The 16,150-nt window shown below is 58.1% G+C and carries 20 protein-coding genes and 1 riboswitch; of the genes, 11 read left to right on the forward strand and 9 right to left on the reverse strand.

Going from position 1 to position 16,150, the window contains the following annotated elements:
* Position 1: 1 nt before the first annotated feature.
* Positions 2–2,257 carry a tape measure protein gene (locus ACQ7C1_RS06195; RefSeq protein ID WP_430957668.1) on the forward strand — a complete coding sequence of 752 codons (2,256 nt, stop codon included), beginning with the start codon at positions 2–4 and terminating at the stop codon, positions 2,255–2,257.
* A 5-nt stretch (positions 2,258–2,262) separates the two neighbouring features.
* On the opposite strand, the gene ACQ7C1_RS06200 is transcribed toward ACQ7C1_RS06195, so the two are convergent.
* Positions 2,263–2,499 (reverse strand): hypothetical protein, encoded by a 237-nt coding sequence (locus tag ACQ7C1_RS06200; protein WP_430957669.1) that lies wholly within the window; start codon positions 2,497–2,499, stop codon positions 2,263–2,265.
* 575 nt (positions 2,500–3,074) lie between these two features.
* Here ACQ7C1_RS06200 and ACQ7C1_RS06205 point away from each other — a divergent pair.
* The 6 genes from ACQ7C1_RS06205 to ACQ7C1_RS06230 all read left to right on the forward strand — a co-directional run bounded on the left by ACQ7C1_RS06205 (position 3,075) and on the right by ACQ7C1_RS06230 (position 5,587).
* Positions 3,075–3,524: a hypothetical protein gene (locus ACQ7C1_RS06205; protein WP_430957670.1), complete on the forward strand. Its 450-nt coding sequence runs from the start codon at positions 3,075–3,077 to the stop codon at positions 3,522–3,524.
* A 66-nt stretch (positions 3,525–3,590) separates the two neighbouring features.
* Positions 3,591–4,187, forward strand: coding sequence for a hypothetical protein (locus ACQ7C1_RS06210; protein WP_430957671.1), 597 nt, complete (start codon positions 3,591–3,593; stop codon positions 4,185–4,187).
* Between the two features lie 275 nt (positions 4,188–4,462).
* Positions 4,463–4,657, forward strand: a complete 195-nt coding sequence (locus ACQ7C1_RS06215; protein WP_430957672.1) for a hypothetical protein — start codon at positions 4,463–4,465, stop codon at positions 4,655–4,657.
* Positions 4,658–4,667: 10 nt separating this feature from the next.
* The gene (locus ACQ7C1_RS06220) at positions 4,668–4,934 is read left to right on the forward strand and encodes a hypothetical protein (RefSeq protein ID WP_430957673.1); all 267 of its coding nucleotides are present in this window, start codon (positions 4,668–4,670) and stop codon (positions 4,932–4,934) included.
* Positions 4,935–5,000: 66 nt separating this feature from the next.
* The gene (locus tag ACQ7C1_RS06225) at positions 5,001–5,207 is read left to right on the forward strand and encodes a hypothetical protein (protein ID WP_430957674.1); all 207 of its coding nucleotides are present in this window, start codon (positions 5,001–5,003) and stop codon (positions 5,205–5,207) included.
* Positions 5,204–5,587: a DUF2293 domain-containing protein gene (locus tag ACQ7C1_RS06230; protein ID WP_430957675.1), complete on the forward strand. Its 384-nt coding sequence runs from the start codon at positions 5,204–5,206 to the stop codon at positions 5,585–5,587. The genes ACQ7C1_RS06225 and ACQ7C1_RS06230 overlap by 4 nt, the downstream gene beginning before the upstream one ends.
* 75 nt (positions 5,588–5,662) lie before the next feature.
* Here ACQ7C1_RS06230 and ACQ7C1_RS06235 read toward each other — a convergent pair whose 3' ends face one another.
* Together ACQ7C1_RS06235 and ACQ7C1_RS06240 are read right to left on the reverse strand one after the other, a co-directional pair.
* Positions 5,663–6,115, reverse strand: a complete 453-nt coding sequence (locus ACQ7C1_RS06235) for a helix-turn-helix domain-containing protein (RefSeq protein WP_430957676.1) — start codon at positions 6,113–6,115, stop codon at positions 5,663–5,665.
* Positions 6,116–6,820: 705 nt separating this feature from the next.
* On the reverse strand, positions 6,821–7,207 hold the full coding sequence (locus tag ACQ7C1_RS06240) for a hypothetical protein (RefSeq protein ID WP_430957677.1): 387 nt from the start codon (positions 7,205–7,207) through the stop codon (positions 6,821–6,823).
* A 211-nt stretch (positions 7,208–7,418) separates the two neighbouring features.
* Here ACQ7C1_RS06240 and ACQ7C1_RS06245 point away from each other — a divergent pair, with 211 nt between their 5' ends.
* On the forward strand, positions 7,419–7,895 hold the full coding sequence (locus ACQ7C1_RS06245) for a hypothetical protein (protein ID WP_430957678.1): 477 nt from the start codon (positions 7,419–7,421) through the stop codon (positions 7,893–7,895).
* A gap of 472 nt (positions 7,896–8,367) precedes the next feature.
* Entirely contained in the window at positions 8,368–8,580 is a 213-nt protein-coding gene (locus ACQ7C1_RS06250) for a hypothetical protein (RefSeq protein WP_085777772.1), read from the forward strand.
* 24 nt (positions 8,581–8,604) lie between these two features.
* Here the strand turns inward: ACQ7C1_RS06250 and ACQ7C1_RS06255 are convergent, their stop codons facing one another.
* Positions 8,605–9,153, reverse strand: a complete 549-nt coding sequence (locus tag ACQ7C1_RS06255; protein WP_221112345.1) for a glutathione peroxidase — start codon at positions 9,151–9,153, stop codon at positions 8,605–8,607.
* Between the two features lie 125 nt (positions 9,154–9,278).
* Positions 9,279–9,641, reverse strand: a complete 363-nt coding sequence (locus ACQ7C1_RS06260; RefSeq protein ID WP_085777770.1) for a hypothetical protein — start codon at positions 9,639–9,641, stop codon at positions 9,279–9,281.
* Between the two features lie 163 nt (positions 9,642–9,804).
* On the opposite strand from ACQ7C1_RS06260, the gene ACQ7C1_RS06265 reads away from it, so the two are divergent.
* Positions 9,805–10,410 (forward strand): class I SAM-dependent methyltransferase, encoded by a 606-nt coding sequence (locus ACQ7C1_RS06265; RefSeq protein WP_085777769.1) that lies wholly within the window; start codon positions 9,805–9,807, stop codon positions 10,408–10,410.
* A 5-nt stretch (positions 10,411–10,415) separates the two neighbouring features.
* Here ACQ7C1_RS06265 and ACQ7C1_RS06270 read toward each other — a convergent pair whose 3' ends face one another.
* Entirely contained in the window at positions 10,416–10,817 is a 402-nt protein-coding gene (locus tag ACQ7C1_RS06270) for a (R)-mandelonitrile lyase (protein ID WP_430957679.1), read from the reverse strand.
* A gap of 142 nt (positions 10,818–10,959) precedes the next feature.
* On the opposite strand from ACQ7C1_RS06270, the gene ACQ7C1_RS06275 reads away from it, so the two are divergent.
* The gene (locus ACQ7C1_RS06275; RefSeq protein ID WP_430957680.1) at positions 10,960–11,946 is read left to right on the forward strand and encodes an aldo/keto reductase; all 987 of its coding nucleotides are present in this window, start codon (positions 10,960–10,962) and stop codon (positions 11,944–11,946) included.
* 190 nt (positions 11,947–12,136) lie between these two features.
* Here ACQ7C1_RS06275 and ACQ7C1_RS06280 read toward each other — a convergent pair whose 3' ends face one another.
* The 3 genes from ACQ7C1_RS06280 to hupB all read right to left on the reverse strand — a co-directional run bounded on the left by ACQ7C1_RS06280 (position 12,137) and on the right by hupB (position 16,063).
* Positions 12,137–14,335, reverse strand: a complete 2,199-nt coding sequence (locus tag ACQ7C1_RS06280; RefSeq protein WP_430957681.1) for an esterase-like activity of phytase family protein — start codon at positions 14,333–14,335, stop codon at positions 12,137–12,139.
* 92 nt (positions 14,336–14,427) lie between these two features.
* Positions 14,428–15,336: a DMT family transporter gene (locus ACQ7C1_RS06285; protein WP_430957682.1), complete on the reverse strand. Its 909-nt coding sequence runs from the start codon at positions 15,334–15,336 to the stop codon at positions 14,428–14,430.
* Between the two features lie 183 nt (positions 15,337–15,519).
* A riboswitch (FMN riboswitch) is annotated at positions 15,520–15,671 on the reverse strand.
* A gap of 116 nt (positions 15,672–15,787) precedes the next feature.
* On the reverse strand, positions 15,788–16,063 hold the full coding sequence (gene hupB / locus ACQ7C1_RS06290; RefSeq protein ID WP_003558438.1) for a DNA-binding protein HupB: 276 nt from the start codon (positions 16,061–16,063) through the stop codon (positions 15,788–15,790).
* Positions 16,064–16,150 lie beyond the last annotated feature (87 nt).

The raw sequence follows: 16,150 nt of genomic DNA on the forward strand, positions 1-16,150 counted from the left end.
CATGGCAGATGATGGCCAGCAGCTTCTTCTTACTTTCGACGCCAAGTTTGAACGGTATCTTCGCAACTTCGAGCGGGCGCAGCAGCAGACCGACCGGCGCTTTCGGGCAATGGAACAGCGCGCTAAGCAGTCTAGCGACCGCATGGAAAGCGCCTTCGCGAAGGCTGGCAACGGTATTCGCAACACTTTCAGTTCGATCGGCAACGTCTTCGCCGGCATCGTTTCGGCAAAGGCCGCGAAGGATCTCATTGATAGTTCCATCAAGATCCAGAACCAGCTCAAGACGACCGGCCTTATTGGCAAGGAATTGACTGGCATTTACGACCAGCTTTTCGCCAGCGCTCAGAAGAACGCCACGCCCCTTGAAGCCCTCGTAACGCTTTATAGCCGCACGTCCGGCGCGGCGAAGGATTTGGGCGCGAATCAACAGGACTTGCTCAGGTTCACCGATGGCGTGGCGCTTGCCATGCGCGTTTCCGGGCAGTCGGCATCCGAAAGTGCGGGCGCGTTGCTTCAGCTTTCACAGGCGCTCGGAAATGGGGTGGTGCAGGCCGAAGAATACAACAGCCTCCTGGATGCAGGCCGTCCGATCCTTGAAGCCGTAGCCGCTGGCATGAAGGACGCGGGCGGTTCCGTTTCAGCCCTCACGCGGCTTGTTAAGGACGGTAAGGTTTCTTCTGAGGCCTTCTTTCGAGCATTCTTGCAGGGCTTGCCGACTATTCAGGCTAAGGTATCCAATTCGGAAGCTACGATTTCCTCTAGCTTTGTGCGCCTTCAGAACGTGCTTCTTGATGCAGCGAAGCGTTTCAACACTTCGGCTAAGGCCGCAGACGACTTCGGCAGCATCATCAATACCGTAGCGGCTGAGATCAACAGCGTCGATTTCGATAGCTTTATTTCTAAGATCGAAGCTGTCACGGCAACCATTCAGAGCAGTATTGCGACCGCTCAAAATTGGGCTACTGCTATCGGCAATATCACCGGATTGGAGAACCTCGGGCAGTTAATTGTTCGGGCGCTCCCCGGTGACACGACTGTCAAGTCGTATCTCGGTGGCTCGCTTGTTATCAAGCAGAGCGATTTGATTGAAGGCCGCATTGACGACGCACATGCCGTTACCCCCACGGACGCGGGCGGCTTGACGCCTGAAGCTATCCAGCGTGCGGCTTCCGGACGACCCGCACCGCGTGCGCCCGCTGCTTCGAAGACTGACCGCCTGCTTCAAAGGCTACCCGGCATACAGCCAAACCCCGTTAGCGATATTAAGCCCGTTAGCCTTGCCGAGTATCCGGTTCCGGCGAGCGGTGGCAGTGGCGGGAGCGGCGCCGGTAGCGGTGGTCGATCCCGTGGCGACTTCGCCCGCGACCTTCAAGAGCTTCAGTCTCGCACCCAGGCCATTCAATCGGCGACGGCAGCGCAGGCGGCGCTGAACCCGTTGATTGATGACTACGGCGCGGCGCTAGCGACGGCGCAAGCCAAGCAGCAGCTTTTGAACGCTGCCCAGCAGCAGAATAAAACCGTAACGCCGGAGATGGCCGCCCAGATCGATGCGGCGGCGCAGGCGTATGGGCGGGCGACGGCAGCGGCTGAACAGCTTCAGGAGCAGCAGGACAAGGTAAGGCGCTCGGCAGAAGAAGCCCTTGGAACCGCCCGCGACGTGACGAAGGGGCTTATTACCGATCTCGCCAGCGGCAAGAGCGGCGCGGAAGCCCTGTCGAATGCGCTCGCCAAGATCGGCGATGCGATCTTGAATAACCTTCTCGACAAGGTGTTCGACCTGAAGAACTTCACCGGCACCGGAAGCGCCGGGGGTGGCCTGTTCGGCGTCATCGGTTCCCTGCTCGGTTTCTCAGGAGGTGGATATACCGGCGACGGCGGGAAGTATGAGCCGAAGGGGATCGTTCACGGTGGCGAATTCGTCATGACGAAGGAGGCAACGCGCCGGATCGGCGTCCAGGCGCTCAATGCCATGAACTATGGCCGGGTGCCCGGCTACGCCGAAGGCGGCTATGTCGGTAACGCCCCGGCACTTCGCAAGCCGGACCTGAAGCCCGCAAACGCGAACAGCGCGCCGTCACAGACTATCACCGTCTCTTCAAACATCACCGTCAATGGTAGCGCGGGAACGCCGGAACAGAACAATGACCTCGCGAAGAAAATGGCGAGGGAATACGAAACTGCTGTTCGATCGACTGTTGCCGATGAACTCCGTCGCCAGAGCCGGCCCGGCGCGTTCGGCAACACTAGGAGCCGATGAAAAGGCTAAATGCCCTCAATCCCGCGAGCTTCCTGCCACTCTCTCATTTCTACGCACATCCGCCCTAGAAATGGATCGAGAAAGATGTGTTCGCTCGCGCCTAACGGGGTGAAGGTATAGAAGGCACCATCTAAGATGGACCAAGTGCCGATGATCTCCCCATCGGCAACAGTGATCACGTCACCCGTGTCGGTCTCACCCATGCCTTCGAACACAAACGTCCAATGCTTGGGAATATCCATGTCGTCTCCGAGTCGAATCGTTGTCGAGCACAAGTTGCGATACAACAATTTTGCCGTAAAGGCCGTCCGGCGCACCTTAGGACAGGAATGGATAGCAGCGTTTTGACTCGCTGGCGCGTTTCGTTCGCCCGGACGCGTCTTTCCTCGTTCGATGCCCGGAACGCCTCTCAGTGACTCGCTACGGCGGAATCGCGGAACTGCCCCTACCCGATCGGAGATCGGTTCCGCGACCGGGAGCGGAGCGACCGGGCCGGGACCCTCTCAGATCGAAGTGGGGTGCTTCCCGCCCGAAGCTTCCGCCCGCAGGATTAGAGAACCTTCCGGGCGGGAGTTTCAAGCGACAGCGCCGCAAGGCGCTGGCAAGGCCGAAGGCCGCGCAGGGAGCCGCCGCAGGCGGCGAGTGTCCGGCGACGTTATGGCGGATTCCTTGTCTTTTATTTGTATCTAATATCTACGTATCTACGTCCATAACATACGGGCAATAACGTCGCCGGACATTCCCCCTCCAAGCTTGCCGTAACGTCGCCGGACACTCAGCCTTATTTCTGCCTCTTTAATACTCCAATATTGGATTATTGAATCTTATTTGGAGCGTTTTCTTGTCTAAACCCGATTCCCTTCGCCTCTCTCCGCGCCGCCTGGAACAGCTTCACGCCATCGCGAATGCGCTTGACCTGTCAGTGACTGAAGCCGTCACCCATTTGATCCGCCGCGAAATCGCCGCTGGCACGATCCCGGCAGCAATTCCGGGCTTCAATGTCCACAGGGTAGCAGATGGCATTTTGATCCAGATCGATGACGGCCCCTCTAAGACCTATAGCGTGGAAAGCGCGCGAGCGCTCGCTTCCACCCTTCGAGGAACCGTTGCCGGTGAGGCTGGCGTTTTCAGCGTTCAGCATGGGTATAGTTTCATTCGCCTTGGCAGGGGATTCAAGCTCACCGCACCGATGCCCGGCCCCGAAGTCAGCATGACTGGCGACCTTGCGATTGATCTTGCCGAGCAGATTGAAAAGGCCGCAGAATAAAGAAAACCCCGGCGAGTGCTTAGCGCCGGGGTTTGTATGCCACAATCAATTGACAGATTGTTCACAATGAATAGCAAGATAAACGATCATAGTCAACAATTACTGAACAATGACCAGCCGGACGCGACCGGCGACGTTACGGCCAATTTCATGGCAAGCAGCCCGGTTGATCCGAAATTGGCAGGCGGCTTCGATCTCACCGAAGACGACATCGCCGAAATCGCGGCTTATGACGAGCAGCGCCAGCGTTCGCGACACAAGGCGGCATTTGAGGCTTGGCAGGAGAAGCATCGAGCAGATATCGAGCGCAACCGGCGCGGTGGCCACATTGCACAGGGGCTAGACGCCATTGATGAGCATCGCAAAACTCCTGAAGGCCGCGCCGACTACAACGCCAATCGCCGGATGAAGCGACGCAAGATCGCCGAAGCAGAGGGCCGGACCATCACCCCCCGGAAGCGTCACGAGACGCAGGACGATAGCCAGCAAGCCCACGCGGCGGCGAAACGCGATTACAAGAGCCGCAAGCAGAAGGAATTTGCTCTATTGTCGCCGGACGAGCAGCAAGCAATCCGCGACAAAGAGGCAGAGCGGAAGCGTAACAAGCGCAGGGAAAATAAGGAAATGGCCGTGAAGGCGCTTCAAGACAAGGCCATTTTCTAACTTTAGGGCGCTACCCGACGCGCTCCCGCTGCGAGCCTGCTATATAACCACGAATGTCAGTCATTATTGGCGTTGCGGCTGACAAAGGGTGTTTGCTAACATCTCACCCTGGACACCCCTACGTTTGCATGGCGTAGGGGTGTTTTTGTGGAAGGAGTAAGTAAGTATTTACTTATTCTAATTTGAATTCAAATAGTTAAACCGAAACATGCTTGCCAAATCATTAACGTTGAATCATCCGTGTTGCTGTTAGCAAGCACCAAGGAGACTCCACCATGCAGGAGCAATTTATTGACCTCGACCGCTACAATCTCGCCCTCGCCGGCCTCGAAGCGATTGCCCGGACGTTCGAACCGGCAGCGCCTGACGATCTCCGCTCTCGTATAGTTGAAGTGCTCGGTAATCTCGGCCTCTGGCCGATCACCTGTTTGACTGAACAAGCTTTCGAGCATGCGCCCCTCGCCGCATAAGGAAATGGCCATGAGCAAGACCGATAAGGAACTGTTCCGCGAGTATCTCCGCACGAAAGTCGAAGGCGAGACGGTGGAAGCGGCATACCTCGACGGATACGACTACTTCGACATTGACGAAGTCCTCGCCAGCTTGGCACGCGCCATCATCACGGCAGAGCCAGAGCCAGTAGCGGAACTTGATTTGGCCATCGAACGGTTCCGCACCGTGGCTGAAAACCTTGAGCATCTGAAGGCTGGCTTTCTCGCCTATCGTGCCGCGCAACCGCTCGATTAAAAGACGTGCGTCTCCAAAGTAGTGGGCCCGCCGACGGTGGCGGGTCTATCCCGTTCAGGAGCTACCATGACCATTAAATACGACGGGCTCACGCCAAAAGAAGCCGACGACCTTATGATTGGCCTTCTCGGGGTTACTGTTTGCGCGGAACTCGCCACCGCTCGAAGAATGACGCCCGCCGAGTGGGAAGAGCGCGATATCCTTGAATGGTCTCACAGCATCGCAAGTGCGATTTTTGATGTGGTCGAGAACCGACGCAAAGGTGCGCCATGACCAAGTTTAAGCCGGAAGACATTGAAAAGCACTTCCGCTGCCAGCACCCAGGATGCCCCGACTTTGCAATTGCGTTTTTCGTCGCCGAGATCGCGAAGAAGAACTGGAAAGGCGCAACCCTTGGTATGGCCGTAGGCATCACCATGCAGAACGTGCTTCGCCATTACATGACTGACTATGACCAGATGCTTCTAGTCGGGATCGATCGCAAGGAAGCCCGGCGACGGGTGCAGCCGAAGGTCAACGCCATAATTGGGAGCTGGAAGAAACAGCGGGCCGAACTGATTGCGCGGTCAGTTGAGAAGCGGATTGCTCCGAGGGAATTCGCGACTGAGCTACTCGCGACCGACAAGATCATTATGGATCGCTTGGGCGACTGATTGTGCATCTAAAGGCGGCGACACGGAACAGCCCCGCCTGAAAGTTAAAAGCCCGCCGGTTGGCGGGCTTTTTTATTACGCTGCTTTCGACCAGTCAGATCCATGCATTTCTAAACGCATTTCCATGTCGCCGATATGCGAGTCCAGCTCCGCCAAACGCTTGATCATGATCCCAACCTTCGATTCAGCATCGCAATGCTCCAGATACATGACGCGCAAGAAACGCTCGGCTGCCTTGTTAGCTACGGCTTTGGTCCTGGCTTTCTCCCATTTAGCAATAGATTGTTCATTGGTCCCAAGCACAGTCGCCAGAGCGCGTTGAGACAGGTCTAGCTCAAGTCGCAGATACCGAAATTCTGCGCCATTAAGCGGTCGAGTGAGGTTTACAATCTCCAAGCCAATTGCGTCATGCAATCCGCGGATATTGTTGATCGAAACAAGTTCTCCATATTCCGGGTGATTTTCGACTTCGTAACCATTCACAAGCACCACGTTGTCGAGCCCGGACTCCGTGTAGTGATAAGGCATTCTGCACCTTCCCAAGCATCGCGTCAGTAAGCAGTAATAACGATGACGCGCTTTTCCCATTCAATCACGGCAACCACTGTTAGGGCCTCTCCAGCCCCATGCCGGTATACTTCAGCCTGCCAGTTTCCCCTTATGTTCAAATAAGGATCACACTGGACAGTCCCCGATTCCAGACACTTTGCGATCGCTGCATGCGAGATGTTTCGCTCCGGATGATCTCGTTTCAGATGGGTGGAAACGGAGAATCGCCCCGCTTTTACCATCTGCACCACTTCATCCTTAAACTGGTCGCGTGACAGCTTCCTAGGCCGTCCAGCGTCCATACGAACCACCGTTCCCATGCAGCGCCTTTTTATAGTCTGACCTATACTTTATATAGGTAATGCTGCGTGGTGTAAACGAAAATCTGGCTGATCGGTTCCCCTCGCGAGTTATTAAGGCGCCGCGCGCAATCTCGAAATTGTCGCGAAAAGCCTCTTCTGCCAAAGGTCAATGTCGCCTGGTAGATCGAGGTCGATTAGACGACCGCCAGACCATGCCTCGGAGGTATTGCCCGTTACGGCCGCCAAGAAGGCCTCTTCAAGGCTTCTGTAGCTGCCAAGCTTTTCTCGATTGATTATGACCGTGTATCCCGAACCCTCGGGCAACAATGTCACTGGTCCAGCGTCGGACAAATATGTGTAGTAAAAATACTGCGTGCTCATTTTAACTCCCTGGATCAATCTGGCGCGTTTCTCGGTGCGCGCAGTCTGCGTTCTGACAAAGTAGAGTATGTTGTTTCGCGCCGAAAACACCGAATAGTGGATCGTCGACGACCGCTATGACTTTCATCTTGCCGGTCTGGCATAAAGGACACGTTTCCCCAGATTTTAATGCCCGTATGTCGTCCTTGAGCTTTTTGATCTCGGCTTCTTTCTCGTGCAGCGCTTCCTTTGCATCAGACAGTGCCATCTTGATATCGGCTAAGTTGCCGTAGAGATCAGCCATCTTCGACTTGTAACTGGCGGCATCCAGACCCCGTTCCAAGTCTCTAAGGTCTTTGACGAGCTTCACACTCTGACCGGCAAGGGCGAGCGCCCCCATAATGTCCATGGCTTCAATCCCTGATTCGTGTTCTGGAACGAGTGTATTCCGGGTAGATCCACCCTCATAACCACAATGTTGCATTCACTCCAAGAAAACTGGGACAAAATAGGAACATAGATGACCTTGCGGTAGCAGGCAGGGAATAGGTTAATTGAAAGCCTGCCGCGCTGATTCGTGCGTGTGAAGGTCCACGATGGCAACCTCATTGGAGACTACCATGGAAGACAATGTAAAGAAGTCTTTGGACGACATTTTCAATCGCCATCGCGAGGCGGAGCAGGCGCGTCAGGTTCAGAAAGAAGCGGTGGTAAGTGCCGAAGCCAAATTCAAGGCCGAGTTCGCGGAGGCAATCGACAGCATTATCCAACCAGTCATGAATGAGATTGGCGAATATATCAAATCGCAGGGCTACGATTTCCGGATAGACCGCAAGGCCGAACGGGTGGAAAATCAGAGAACTGGCCAGACCACGCCCGCCAGCGTAAGCCTCGTGATTATCACGAAAGACGAGCCCCGACACTCTCAGAAGAATCCGTCCTTCACCATATTTGCGGAAGTCCATAGCAAGAAAGTTCGGTTCCTCGAAAGCACTCCCAGCATGTCAGGCCCCGCTGGCGAATACCCACTCACAGCACTGACACGCGAGATAGTTCAAGCCGGAATAGTGAAATTGTTAAATCGAGTGTTCCGATAGCGCACATGGAGGCCTAATTTTGCGAAAAAAATCACAAAATAGCGCCGGTCACAAGGTCACAAATTAGCATATACTAATAGTGATTATATCAATATCTTTCAGAGGCTTATCTATTGCGCCGGTGAGAGTTTCGAGTTTTCGAGTCTCTCATCGCCCACCATTTTTCCTCTTGAGTTTCGAAGAGTAATGTCGAGCCGCAGTGATCTGCCGCGGATTGGCTCAATGCAGCTATCTGCCTCTGCAGAAGCTGTCTTACATGAACGCGAACCGACATTCGGCAAGACATTCCGGCACAGTATAGCTGTCCGGCAGGTCAAATGCGGCGCCGTCTGGGAAGCCAGGTTCCACCAAAACGGACTACTCCAGCCTCCGCGCACCTCCTATTGGGCGAATGGATGAGGGCGGGCGAAAATGAGACTATTCGTCGCCCGGAAGTCTCCGCGCTTGAAGGCTTACCGCGCCGGGGGGTGCCATGAGAACTCTATGCTCCGCATTGACGCTGTGCATTGCGATTGCCCTTTGCACGCCAAGCTCCATCTATGTCAGCCTGCCCGGATACGCCTTCAAGACGAATCCGAAATGCCAGCGCCACGTACCGAAGACGAAGTTTGACAGAAGGTGCGACCAGCCGATACTGGGCTTCAAGGACTTTACGCCTCCGCTTGTGACCGTCCTCGGGATCTGAAGATCCTGCTCGGCTGCCGGCAAATCATCCCTTCGCCAACTCCTGATCCACCGCCGAAACCAGCCGCGAATCATCTGCCGTCACATCGGGCGCGAAGCGGGCGGCGACTTTGCCGTCGCGGCCGATCAGGAATTTTTCGAAATTCCAGAGAATGTCGTCCTCGTCGCCGCCTGATATGCCGTGGGCATTCAGGCGTTCGCGCATCGGACCCTCGCCCGTCGTCTTCACGCCTGATTTGGTCAGCTGCCGGTAGAGCGGGTGCTGGGCCTCGCCCTTGACCGAGATCTTAGAAAAGATCGGGAAGGTGACGTCATAGGTGGTGGTGCAGAAATCGAGGATCTCGGCGTCCGTGCCTGGTTCCTGGCCCTTGAAGTCGTTGGCGGGGAAAGCGGCGATGACGAAGCCGCGCCCGCGCTTTTCGCCATAGAGTCTTTCGAGCCCCTCATATTGCGGCGTGAGCCCGCATTTCGAGGCGACGTTGACAATCAGAAGCACCCTGCCCTTGTATTCATTCAGCGTGGTCTGTCGACCATCCACCGTCTTGACCGGAATATCCAGCACATTGCCCGTCATGGGAACCTCCAATTGGCACGGATCGTTCCGGGAGCTTAGCAATATCGCCGTCATTGTCATCAGGGTGAAGATCAACTCGGCGTCAGCATCCCGGCGTCGCCGTTTGGCGACACCGGGATAGCCCGTCAAGCGGGCGAGGTTTCCCGTACGTCATCGAGTAGGAAATGGACGACGAGATAATCCGTCTTGTAGTGACGGCCGCTGTCCGAGACGGATTCGACGCTGCCGCCATCCTTTGGATGCCAGGGATGATAATGAGGGTTGGTGGTGATGAGCGTGATGGCCTTGCCGGCGAACGGCCCCTCGCCCAAGCGGAAGCGCATCTCGGCGAGCGGCCAGATTCGCTCGTAATCTTCCATGGCGATGCGCGCCTTCAGCGCTTTCCGGTGCAGCGGCTCGCCGGCGCCTGCTTCTGCGGATGATTCCAGCATCACTTCTTCGGCATGGGCAATGATGGCATTGAACTCTTCGGGCCACATCCGTCTCATGAAGTCGCTCCTCCCAGGGCTCTTTCGTCATTCACAGGTGAAACTTAACCTTTTGTCCGCAAGAAGCAAATTCTTGTCATGCCGTTGTCATCCGCCTCGGCTGCTCCTACGTTCCCTTCGAACCGCACCAGGGCCGTCAGCCGCCCCAATCCCGAGATCAAAGATGAAGACACGTGAAGAAAGGCAGGCGCTGCGGGCGAGCATGCCGCGCACCCCGCTCAGCGCCCATCATATAGAAAACGCCCGGCTGCTGCCGGATCGGGGCGAACTGCTCTACCGAATCCCGAATGGCGGCATCGGCGTCGAGGTGGGGGCGGCCTTCGGCGAGTATACGGCGGAGATCCTGGAAAAGAATCGCCCGGCCCAGCTTTATCTCATCGATCCCTGGTCGATGGATCGCTACAGCTCCGGGCTCGACGCGATTCACACGAATTTCGCGGCCGAGATCGAGGCTGGCCGGCTGCACCTGATGCAAGGCACATCGCTCGACAAGCTCGCCGAATTCGAGGATGACTTCCTCGACTGGGCCTATATCGACACCGATCATTCTTTCGAGCTCACCTGGCAGGAGCTCCTGCTCTGCGAGAGGAAGGTGAAGCGCACAGGACGCATTGCCGGCCATGATTTCTGCACCGGCAACACCGTCAAACCGATCGTCTACGGTGTCGTCGAGGCGGTTACGAAATTCTGCAAGGATTATGGCTGGCAATTCGAATTCCTGACGGTCGAATCACACGCGCATTTTTCCTATTGCCTGAAGCGCCTTTGATCAGTTCACGCCTTGCCGGAATATTGTTCGTCGCTGACCTTTTCCATCCAGTCGACATGGCTGCCGTCCAATGCCTCGTGAATGGCAATATGCGTCATCGCCGTCTCCGGGCCGGCGCCGTGCCAGTGTTTTTCGCCCGGCGCAAACCAGACGGTGTCGCCGGCGCGGATCTCGCGAATCTCCCCGCCCCAGCTCTGGGCAAGGCCCTTGCCTGAGGTGACGATCAGCGTCTGGCCGAGCGGATGCGTGTGCCAGGCCGTGCGGGCGCCGGGTTCGAAGGTGACGGAGGTTGCCCTCACCCGGGCCGGGGCCGGCGGCTCGATCAGCGGATCCTGGCGGACGGCGCCGGTAAAATAGTCGGCCGGCGGCTTCGTCGAGGGGCTGGAGCCAGCGGGTTTGATCTCCATGATCGTTCCTTTCCATCCAATAGCGTTGAAGCCTTGTCTCCGGACGATATTTGATCGAGGCGACCGATCAAGACCGGATCGGCAATTGCCGCACAGTTGCCCGCCTGATAGGCCAGTGTCTTTCATAACCTAGGAGATGTTCATGAAACACCATGCTTTTGGCCGCATGCCGTTCACCGTCACCAATGTCGGCTTCGGCGCCTGGCAAATCGGCGGCTCCTGGGGCAATATCAGCGAGGCGGACGGGCGGGCGGCGCTGAACGCCGCGCTCGATGCCGGTATGACGTTCATCGACACGGCGGATGTTTACGGCGACGGCCGCTCGGAAAAGATCATTGCCGATGTTCTGAAGACGCGCGGCGGCGAGCGCCCGATGGTCGCAACCAAGGCAGGCCGCCGCCTCAACCCACATGTCGCGGAAGGATATACCAAGGCCAATCTCCAAGGCTTCATCGACCGCAGCCTCAAAAACCTCGCGGTCGACAGCCTCGATCTCGTGCAGTTGCACTGCCCGCCGCGCGAGGTGCTTTACCTGCCTGAGGTCTTCGAGGGCCTCGACGCACTGCAGAAGGCCGGAAAGATCAAGGGTTATGGCGTTAGCGTCGAAAAAGTCGAGGACGGGCTGAAGGCCATCGAATATCCCGGCGTCGTCAGCGTCCAGATCATCTACAACATTTTCCGTCAGCGCCCCGACCATCTGTTCTTCGAGGAAGCACGTCGCAGGAATGTGGCGATCATCGCGCGCGTGCCGCTGGCAAGTGGTCTTCTCTCCGGCAAGATCAGCCGCGAGACGCAGTTTGCCAGCGACGACCATCGCAATTTCAACCGCCACGGCGAAGCTTTCGATGTCGGCGAGACCTTTGCCGGCGTACCCTTCGAGGTCGGGCTGCAGGCGGTCGAGGAAGTGCGCAAGCTGGTGCCGGCCGGCGCCACCATGGCCGCCTTCGCGTTGCGTTGGATCCTGATGGCTGAAGCCGTTACTGTCGTCATCCCCGGCGCCCGCAATGCCGAACAGGCGAGAGCCAATGCGGCCGCAGCCGATCTCGCGCCGCTCTCGCCCGATGTCATGGTGGCGACGCGCGAGATATACAATCGGCTGATCGCGCCGCATGTGCATCAGCGCTGGTGAGGCTGGAGCGAGTCGCTTTTTTTTGAAGGCTGCAGCGAGCCGAGAGCGGCCCGTCATCCGGCTGCCGCCACCGTCTCCCCGCAAGCGGGGCGAAGGGATATGCCGCACGTGCTTCCTTCACCTCGACGTTGCGCTTGGCACGTCCCCTCGCCCCGTTTTAACGGGGAGAGGGTTAGGTGAGGGGCAACCTTCAGTTCGTGGCACTCAGCTCGACCGGAAAGAACAAGGTCTCGCCGGAAGAGTCGCTCACACCGTCATTGTCGGTGACAGCGTATGGCTTGCCGGAGGCGTCGAAGGTGAAGCCTTCGAGCTTGTCGAGCACATAGCCGTTCGTCGCGGCCTTGAGTTCGCCGAGGAAGTCGTGCGCTTCGGTCTTCTTCACGACCGGCAGCTCGCCCCCGAGCTTGGCTGGCTTCAGTTCCGAGATCGCCACCTTGTAAAGCTTCTTCAACTTGGCGGCGTCGCCGACCAGATTATCGCGCTCGATGATGTAAACGCTGTCGCCGTCGGCGGAGATCTCAGACAGGCCAACCCAACCGCTTTCCGTCTTGTCGAGCGGATAGCGCACTGCGCCCCATTCCTTCTTCTTCGGATTGTAGGAGACGAGCTTGACGAAGCCCTTCTCGTCGTCACCCCACTCGCGCTGGACGGCCATCCAGAGCGTGGCATCGTCGCCGGTGCCGACAATGGTGACACCCTCGAAGCCGTAGCGGATTTCGTTGGCGGCGAGTTCCCTAGGCAGGGCGATCTCGGCCTTGATGTCGCCCTTGGCATTGACGTTGTAGAGGGCGTGCGGGATGAGGCGTTCGCTATAGCCCTCCGAGGCGAGCCAGAAGGAGCCGTCGGCTGCGACCGCAATGCCTTCGATATCGAGCTTCTGGGCCGGAGCGCCGTCACGCTTGACGACGAGGGCGTCGGTGATGACAGCCGGTTTCTTGGTGGCGTCGATCGTGTAGATCGTCGGCTGCGAGCCCAGAAAGCTGTCGCTGACGGCGTAGAGCATGCCCGGTTTGCCGGGAACGGCGGCAAGACCCGAAAGCGCTGCGAAACCGATCGGGTCGCCGTCCTTCTCGGCGGAGACGATCTGTGGATAGGCTTTTTCGCCTTCCGAGCGCTCGTATATCATCACGTGCGAGCGCACCCCGCCGTCCTTGCCGAGATCGAGTTCATTTGCGGTCGCAAAGAGATTACGCTGGGGGATAGCGACCCCGCCTTCCGGCGAAATGCCCGACGGCAGAAGCTGCACGAGTTCGGGGTCGGCGCCGGTATCCTTATAGACGCCGACGACCGAGGCGCGCTCGGCAAGCAGGAAGAAATACTGGTCATCGCCGAACTTGGCGGCTTCGAGGCCTTCCGGCTCGACGCCCTTCGATCCCGAACGGCTTTCCGGATAATGGCCGATATGGGCGACGGCGCGTTCGAAGGATGCGCCCGATTCGTAGAGGACCTTGCCCGTCTTGTCGAAGATGGTGAAGCCGCGCGAGCCGCCCTGATAGTCGCCTTCATTGGCGACGACGAGGCGGTTGTCGTCCAGCCACTTCACGGCATCCGGCTCGCGCAGGACGCCTTTCGATTCGCTCGAGAATTTCAGGGCGCCGTCGCGCTTCGTGTCGATGCCGGAGAGATCGACGCTGCCGGCGGTAAAGTGGGTCTTCACCTGAGCCGTGTTGGCATCGATGATGACGATCTCGTTATTTTCCTGCAGCGTGAGCGCAATCTCGTTCTGCCCGTTGAAGGCCACGAATTCCGGCTCCGGATCTTCAGGGGCAACACCGGCGAGACCGTTCAGCGCCACATGCTTGATGGCGCCGCAGTCGACGGTGCCGTTGTTGACCTGGAAAACGGCGAGCTCGCCGGCCGGCATCTGCGGGATCTTGCCGTCATTGACCTCTTCGTCGCGTTCGTTTTCGATCGCGATGGCGCCGAGCGTCTTGTCCTTGTTGAGGGCAATCGAATCCGGCTGGCCACCGAGATCGCAGATGTTCTCGATCTTCTTCGTCGCCACGTCGACGATTGCGAGACGGCCTGAGGGCTTGGCCTTGCTTTCGGAGGTGTTGACGGCAACCAGCGCCTTGCCGGCGCTCGAGGTAACCGATGTCGGCTCGCCATCCATCATCAGCGCGCCGGCGGCTTTCGGGGCCTTGGCGTCGGTAATGTCGATGAAGCCGATCGCGCCGAGCGGACTGTCGCTATAGATCAGTGTGTTGCCGTCGTCGGTCGCGGTGATGATTTCCGCGGATGTCGGCGACAGCTTGTCCTTGTCAGCAGGCAGGTTCTGGGCGACCGGGAAGGAGGCGATGCGGTTGAAAACCGGCTCGGCCGCGGCCGGGACGGCAACGGATGCGAGAAGCACGGCAGCGAGCGCTGCCTTGCGCGATAAAATTGTCATGAAATCCCCCAATGTCGAAAGATCGAATAGAGGGGTTTTGCGGGACTGCCATGACAGAGACATGACAGTCCGCGAGTTTTCAGAGGTCGGCGTCAGGCCGGCTGCCTTTCCCGGCGCATCTCGTTTTGCATGATGAAGAGCGACGCTGAAAGAATGAGCGCGGCGCCCAGCCACAGATAACCGGCCGGCGCATAACCGAAAAACAGCCAGCCGGCGAGCACGTTCAGCGGCAGCTTCAGATCATCGAATGGCTGGACATAGGCGGCGTCAGCACTGGCATAGGCTAGGGTCAGCAGATATTGCGCCACGACCGTCAGGAGGCCCGCCACAAGGAAGAGCGCGAGTGTCGTGCCTGTCGGTACGGCGAAGCCCGCCGCAAGTGCCAGACCGCCGTTGATCGGCGTCAGCAGCACCAACAGCCAGACGGTGATGGTCTCTGGCCTCTCGATACCGGTCAGGCCCTTGGTGATGAGCGAGGAGGCACCCCACAGCAGTGCCGAGAGCACCGGCAGGAGCGCTGCCCAGGTGAAACTATCAGACCATGGCTGGAGGATGATCATCGCGCCGGCAAAGCCGACACCGGTCGCTGCCCAGCGGGCCGGGCCGACGCGCTCACCGAGGAACAGGCGGGCGCCGAGAATGATGAAGAAGGGTGAGGTCATGACCAGCGCGATCGCCTGCCAGATCGGCACTGAGGCAAGACCGGAAACCCAGGCTTCGACACCAAGCGCGGCAAAGAGGACGCGCACGACGTGCCGCCGGGGATAGTCGGTACGCATCGCCGCAAGGCCTGATTTGCGCAGGAAAGGCAAGGAGAAGAGGAAGGCGATTGCATATTGCCAGAAGGCTGCGGAGGCTGGCGGAAAGGCGAGTTTCATGGTTAGCCACTGGGTGACGACGTTGAGCAGCGAGAAGGCCACGCCTCCAAGCACCATGAAAGCAGCGCCGGCAAAGGCGCGAGAACGCGGCATTGTAAGGGAAATCTGATTCATGTCTTCCATCCAGAACTACAGCGCCGCGCGTCTTTCCAGACGCGCAAAGGACGCTGTAGCGCTTTTAATTGCTGCATAATTCATCCTTAAATCGATTCCGATTTAAGGAATTATGCAGGCGACCAACATAAATCAGGACGCATGAGGCGACGGCGCGCAGGGGCCGGCAGTCCCCTGCCCGCTCACGGCCATGCTCATTCTCTTTCTTCCGGACTATACCGTCGGCTCCGGAATCGCACCGGATCTGCTGACCCTTCCCCGGCCGAAGCTTGAGAAGGCGCTCGCGGGCTCGGGCCACAGCCCTTACCGCCGGTGGGGACTTTCACCCCGCCCTGAGAACAGCATTGTTGGTAAGACAAAGCGCTGCATACGGCAAGCGGCAAAACAAAAGGGGTCCGGCAGCGCCGAACCCCTCGAAAACCTGCTCAGCCGTTCTCGTTTACGGCCGGCGGATGATGAATCAGCCGTTGACGGCGTCCTTCAGGCCCTTGCCGGGCGTGAACTTCGGCACGTTGCGGGCCGGAATGTCGACTTCAGCGCCGGTCGACGGGTTGCGGCCCTTCGTTGCAGCGCGATGAGAAACGGTGAAGCTGCCGAAACCAGCGAGGCGGATATCGCCCTTGTTCTTGAGTTCGGCCTGGACAACGTCGAAAACCGCGTCAACAGCGGAAGCCGCGTCAGACTTCGTCAGTCCTGCCTTTTCGGCCACTGCGGACACGAGTTCATTCTTGTTCATGTTTCCACCCCTTTCTAAATGGTATGAAACGACTCAAATCTAAGCTAGGCGCAGAATAGGTTTCATCAGGCCCGCCGAAAACCCAAA

This window comes from Rhizobium sp. Nf11,1 (assembly GCF_050587665.1).
Classification (GTDB): Bacteria; Pseudomonadota; Alphaproteobacteria; order Rhizobiales; family Rhizobiaceae; genus Rhizobium.

Coding starts and splice junctions, on each gene's coding strand:
- ACQ7C1_RS06215 (WP_430957672.1), top strand. CDS start 4,463: ATGCAGGAGCAATTTATTGACCTCGACCGCTACAATCTCGCCCTCGCC.
- ACQ7C1_RS06275 (WP_430957680.1), top strand. CDS start 10,960: ATGAAACACCATGCTTTTGGCCGCATGCCGTTCACCGTCACCAATGTC.
- ACQ7C1_RS06280 (WP_430957681.1), bottom strand. CDS start 14,335: ATGACAATTTTATCGCGCAAGGCAGCGCTCGCTGCCGTGCTTCTCGCA.
- ACQ7C1_RS06195 (WP_430957668.1), top strand. CDS start 2: ATGGCAGATGATGGCCAGCAGCTTCTTCTTACTTTCGACGCCAAGTTT.
- ACQ7C1_RS06245 (WP_430957678.1), top strand. CDS start 7,419: ATGGAAGACAATGTAAAGAAGTCTTTGGACGACATTTTCAATCGCCAT.
- hupB (WP_003558438.1), bottom strand. CDS start 16,063: ATGAACAAGAATGAACTCGTGTCCGCAGTGGCCGAAAAGGCAGGACTG.
- ACQ7C1_RS06270 (WP_430957679.1), bottom strand. CDS start 10,817: ATGGAGATCAAACCCGCTGGCTCCAGCCCCTCGACGAAGCCGCCGGCC.
- ACQ7C1_RS06210 (WP_430957671.1), top strand. CDS start 3,591: ATGAATAGCAAGATAAACGATCATAGTCAACAATTACTGAACAATGAC.
- ACQ7C1_RS06235 (WP_430957676.1), bottom strand. CDS start 6,115: ATGCCTTATCACTACACGGAGTCCGGGCTCGACAACGTGGTGCTTGTG.
- ACQ7C1_RS06250 (WP_085777772.1), top strand. CDS start 8,368: ATGAGAACTCTATGCTCCGCATTGACGCTGTGCATTGCGATTGCCCTT.
- ACQ7C1_RS06240 (WP_430957677.1), bottom strand. CDS start 7,207: ATGGACATTATGGGGGCGCTCGCCCTTGCCGGTCAGAGTGTGAAGCTC.
- ACQ7C1_RS06230 (WP_430957675.1), top strand. CDS start 5,204: ATGACCAAGTTTAAGCCGGAAGACATTGAAAAGCACTTCCGCTGCCAG.
- ACQ7C1_RS06285 (WP_430957682.1), bottom strand. CDS start 15,336: ATGGAAGACATGAATCAGATTTCCCTTACAATGCCGCGTTCTCGCGCC.
- ACQ7C1_RS06260 (WP_085777770.1), bottom strand. CDS start 9,641: ATGAGACGGATGTGGCCCGAAGAGTTCAATGCCATCATTGCCCATGCC.
- ACQ7C1_RS06225 (WP_430957674.1), top strand. CDS start 5,001: ATGACCATTAAATACGACGGGCTCACGCCAAAAGAAGCCGACGACCTT.
- ACQ7C1_RS06265 (WP_085777769.1), top strand. CDS start 9,805: ATGAAGACACGTGAAGAAAGGCAGGCGCTGCGGGCGAGCATGCCGCGC.
- ACQ7C1_RS06255 (WP_221112345.1), bottom strand. CDS start 9,153: ATGACGGGCAATGTGCTGGATATTCCGGTCAAGACGGTGGATGGTCGA.
- ACQ7C1_RS06200 (WP_430957669.1), bottom strand. CDS start 2,499: ATGGATATTCCCAAGCATTGGACGTTTGTGTTCGAAGGCATGGGTGAG.
- ACQ7C1_RS06220 (WP_430957673.1), top strand. CDS start 4,668: ATGAGCAAGACCGATAAGGAACTGTTCCGCGAGTATCTCCGCACGAAA.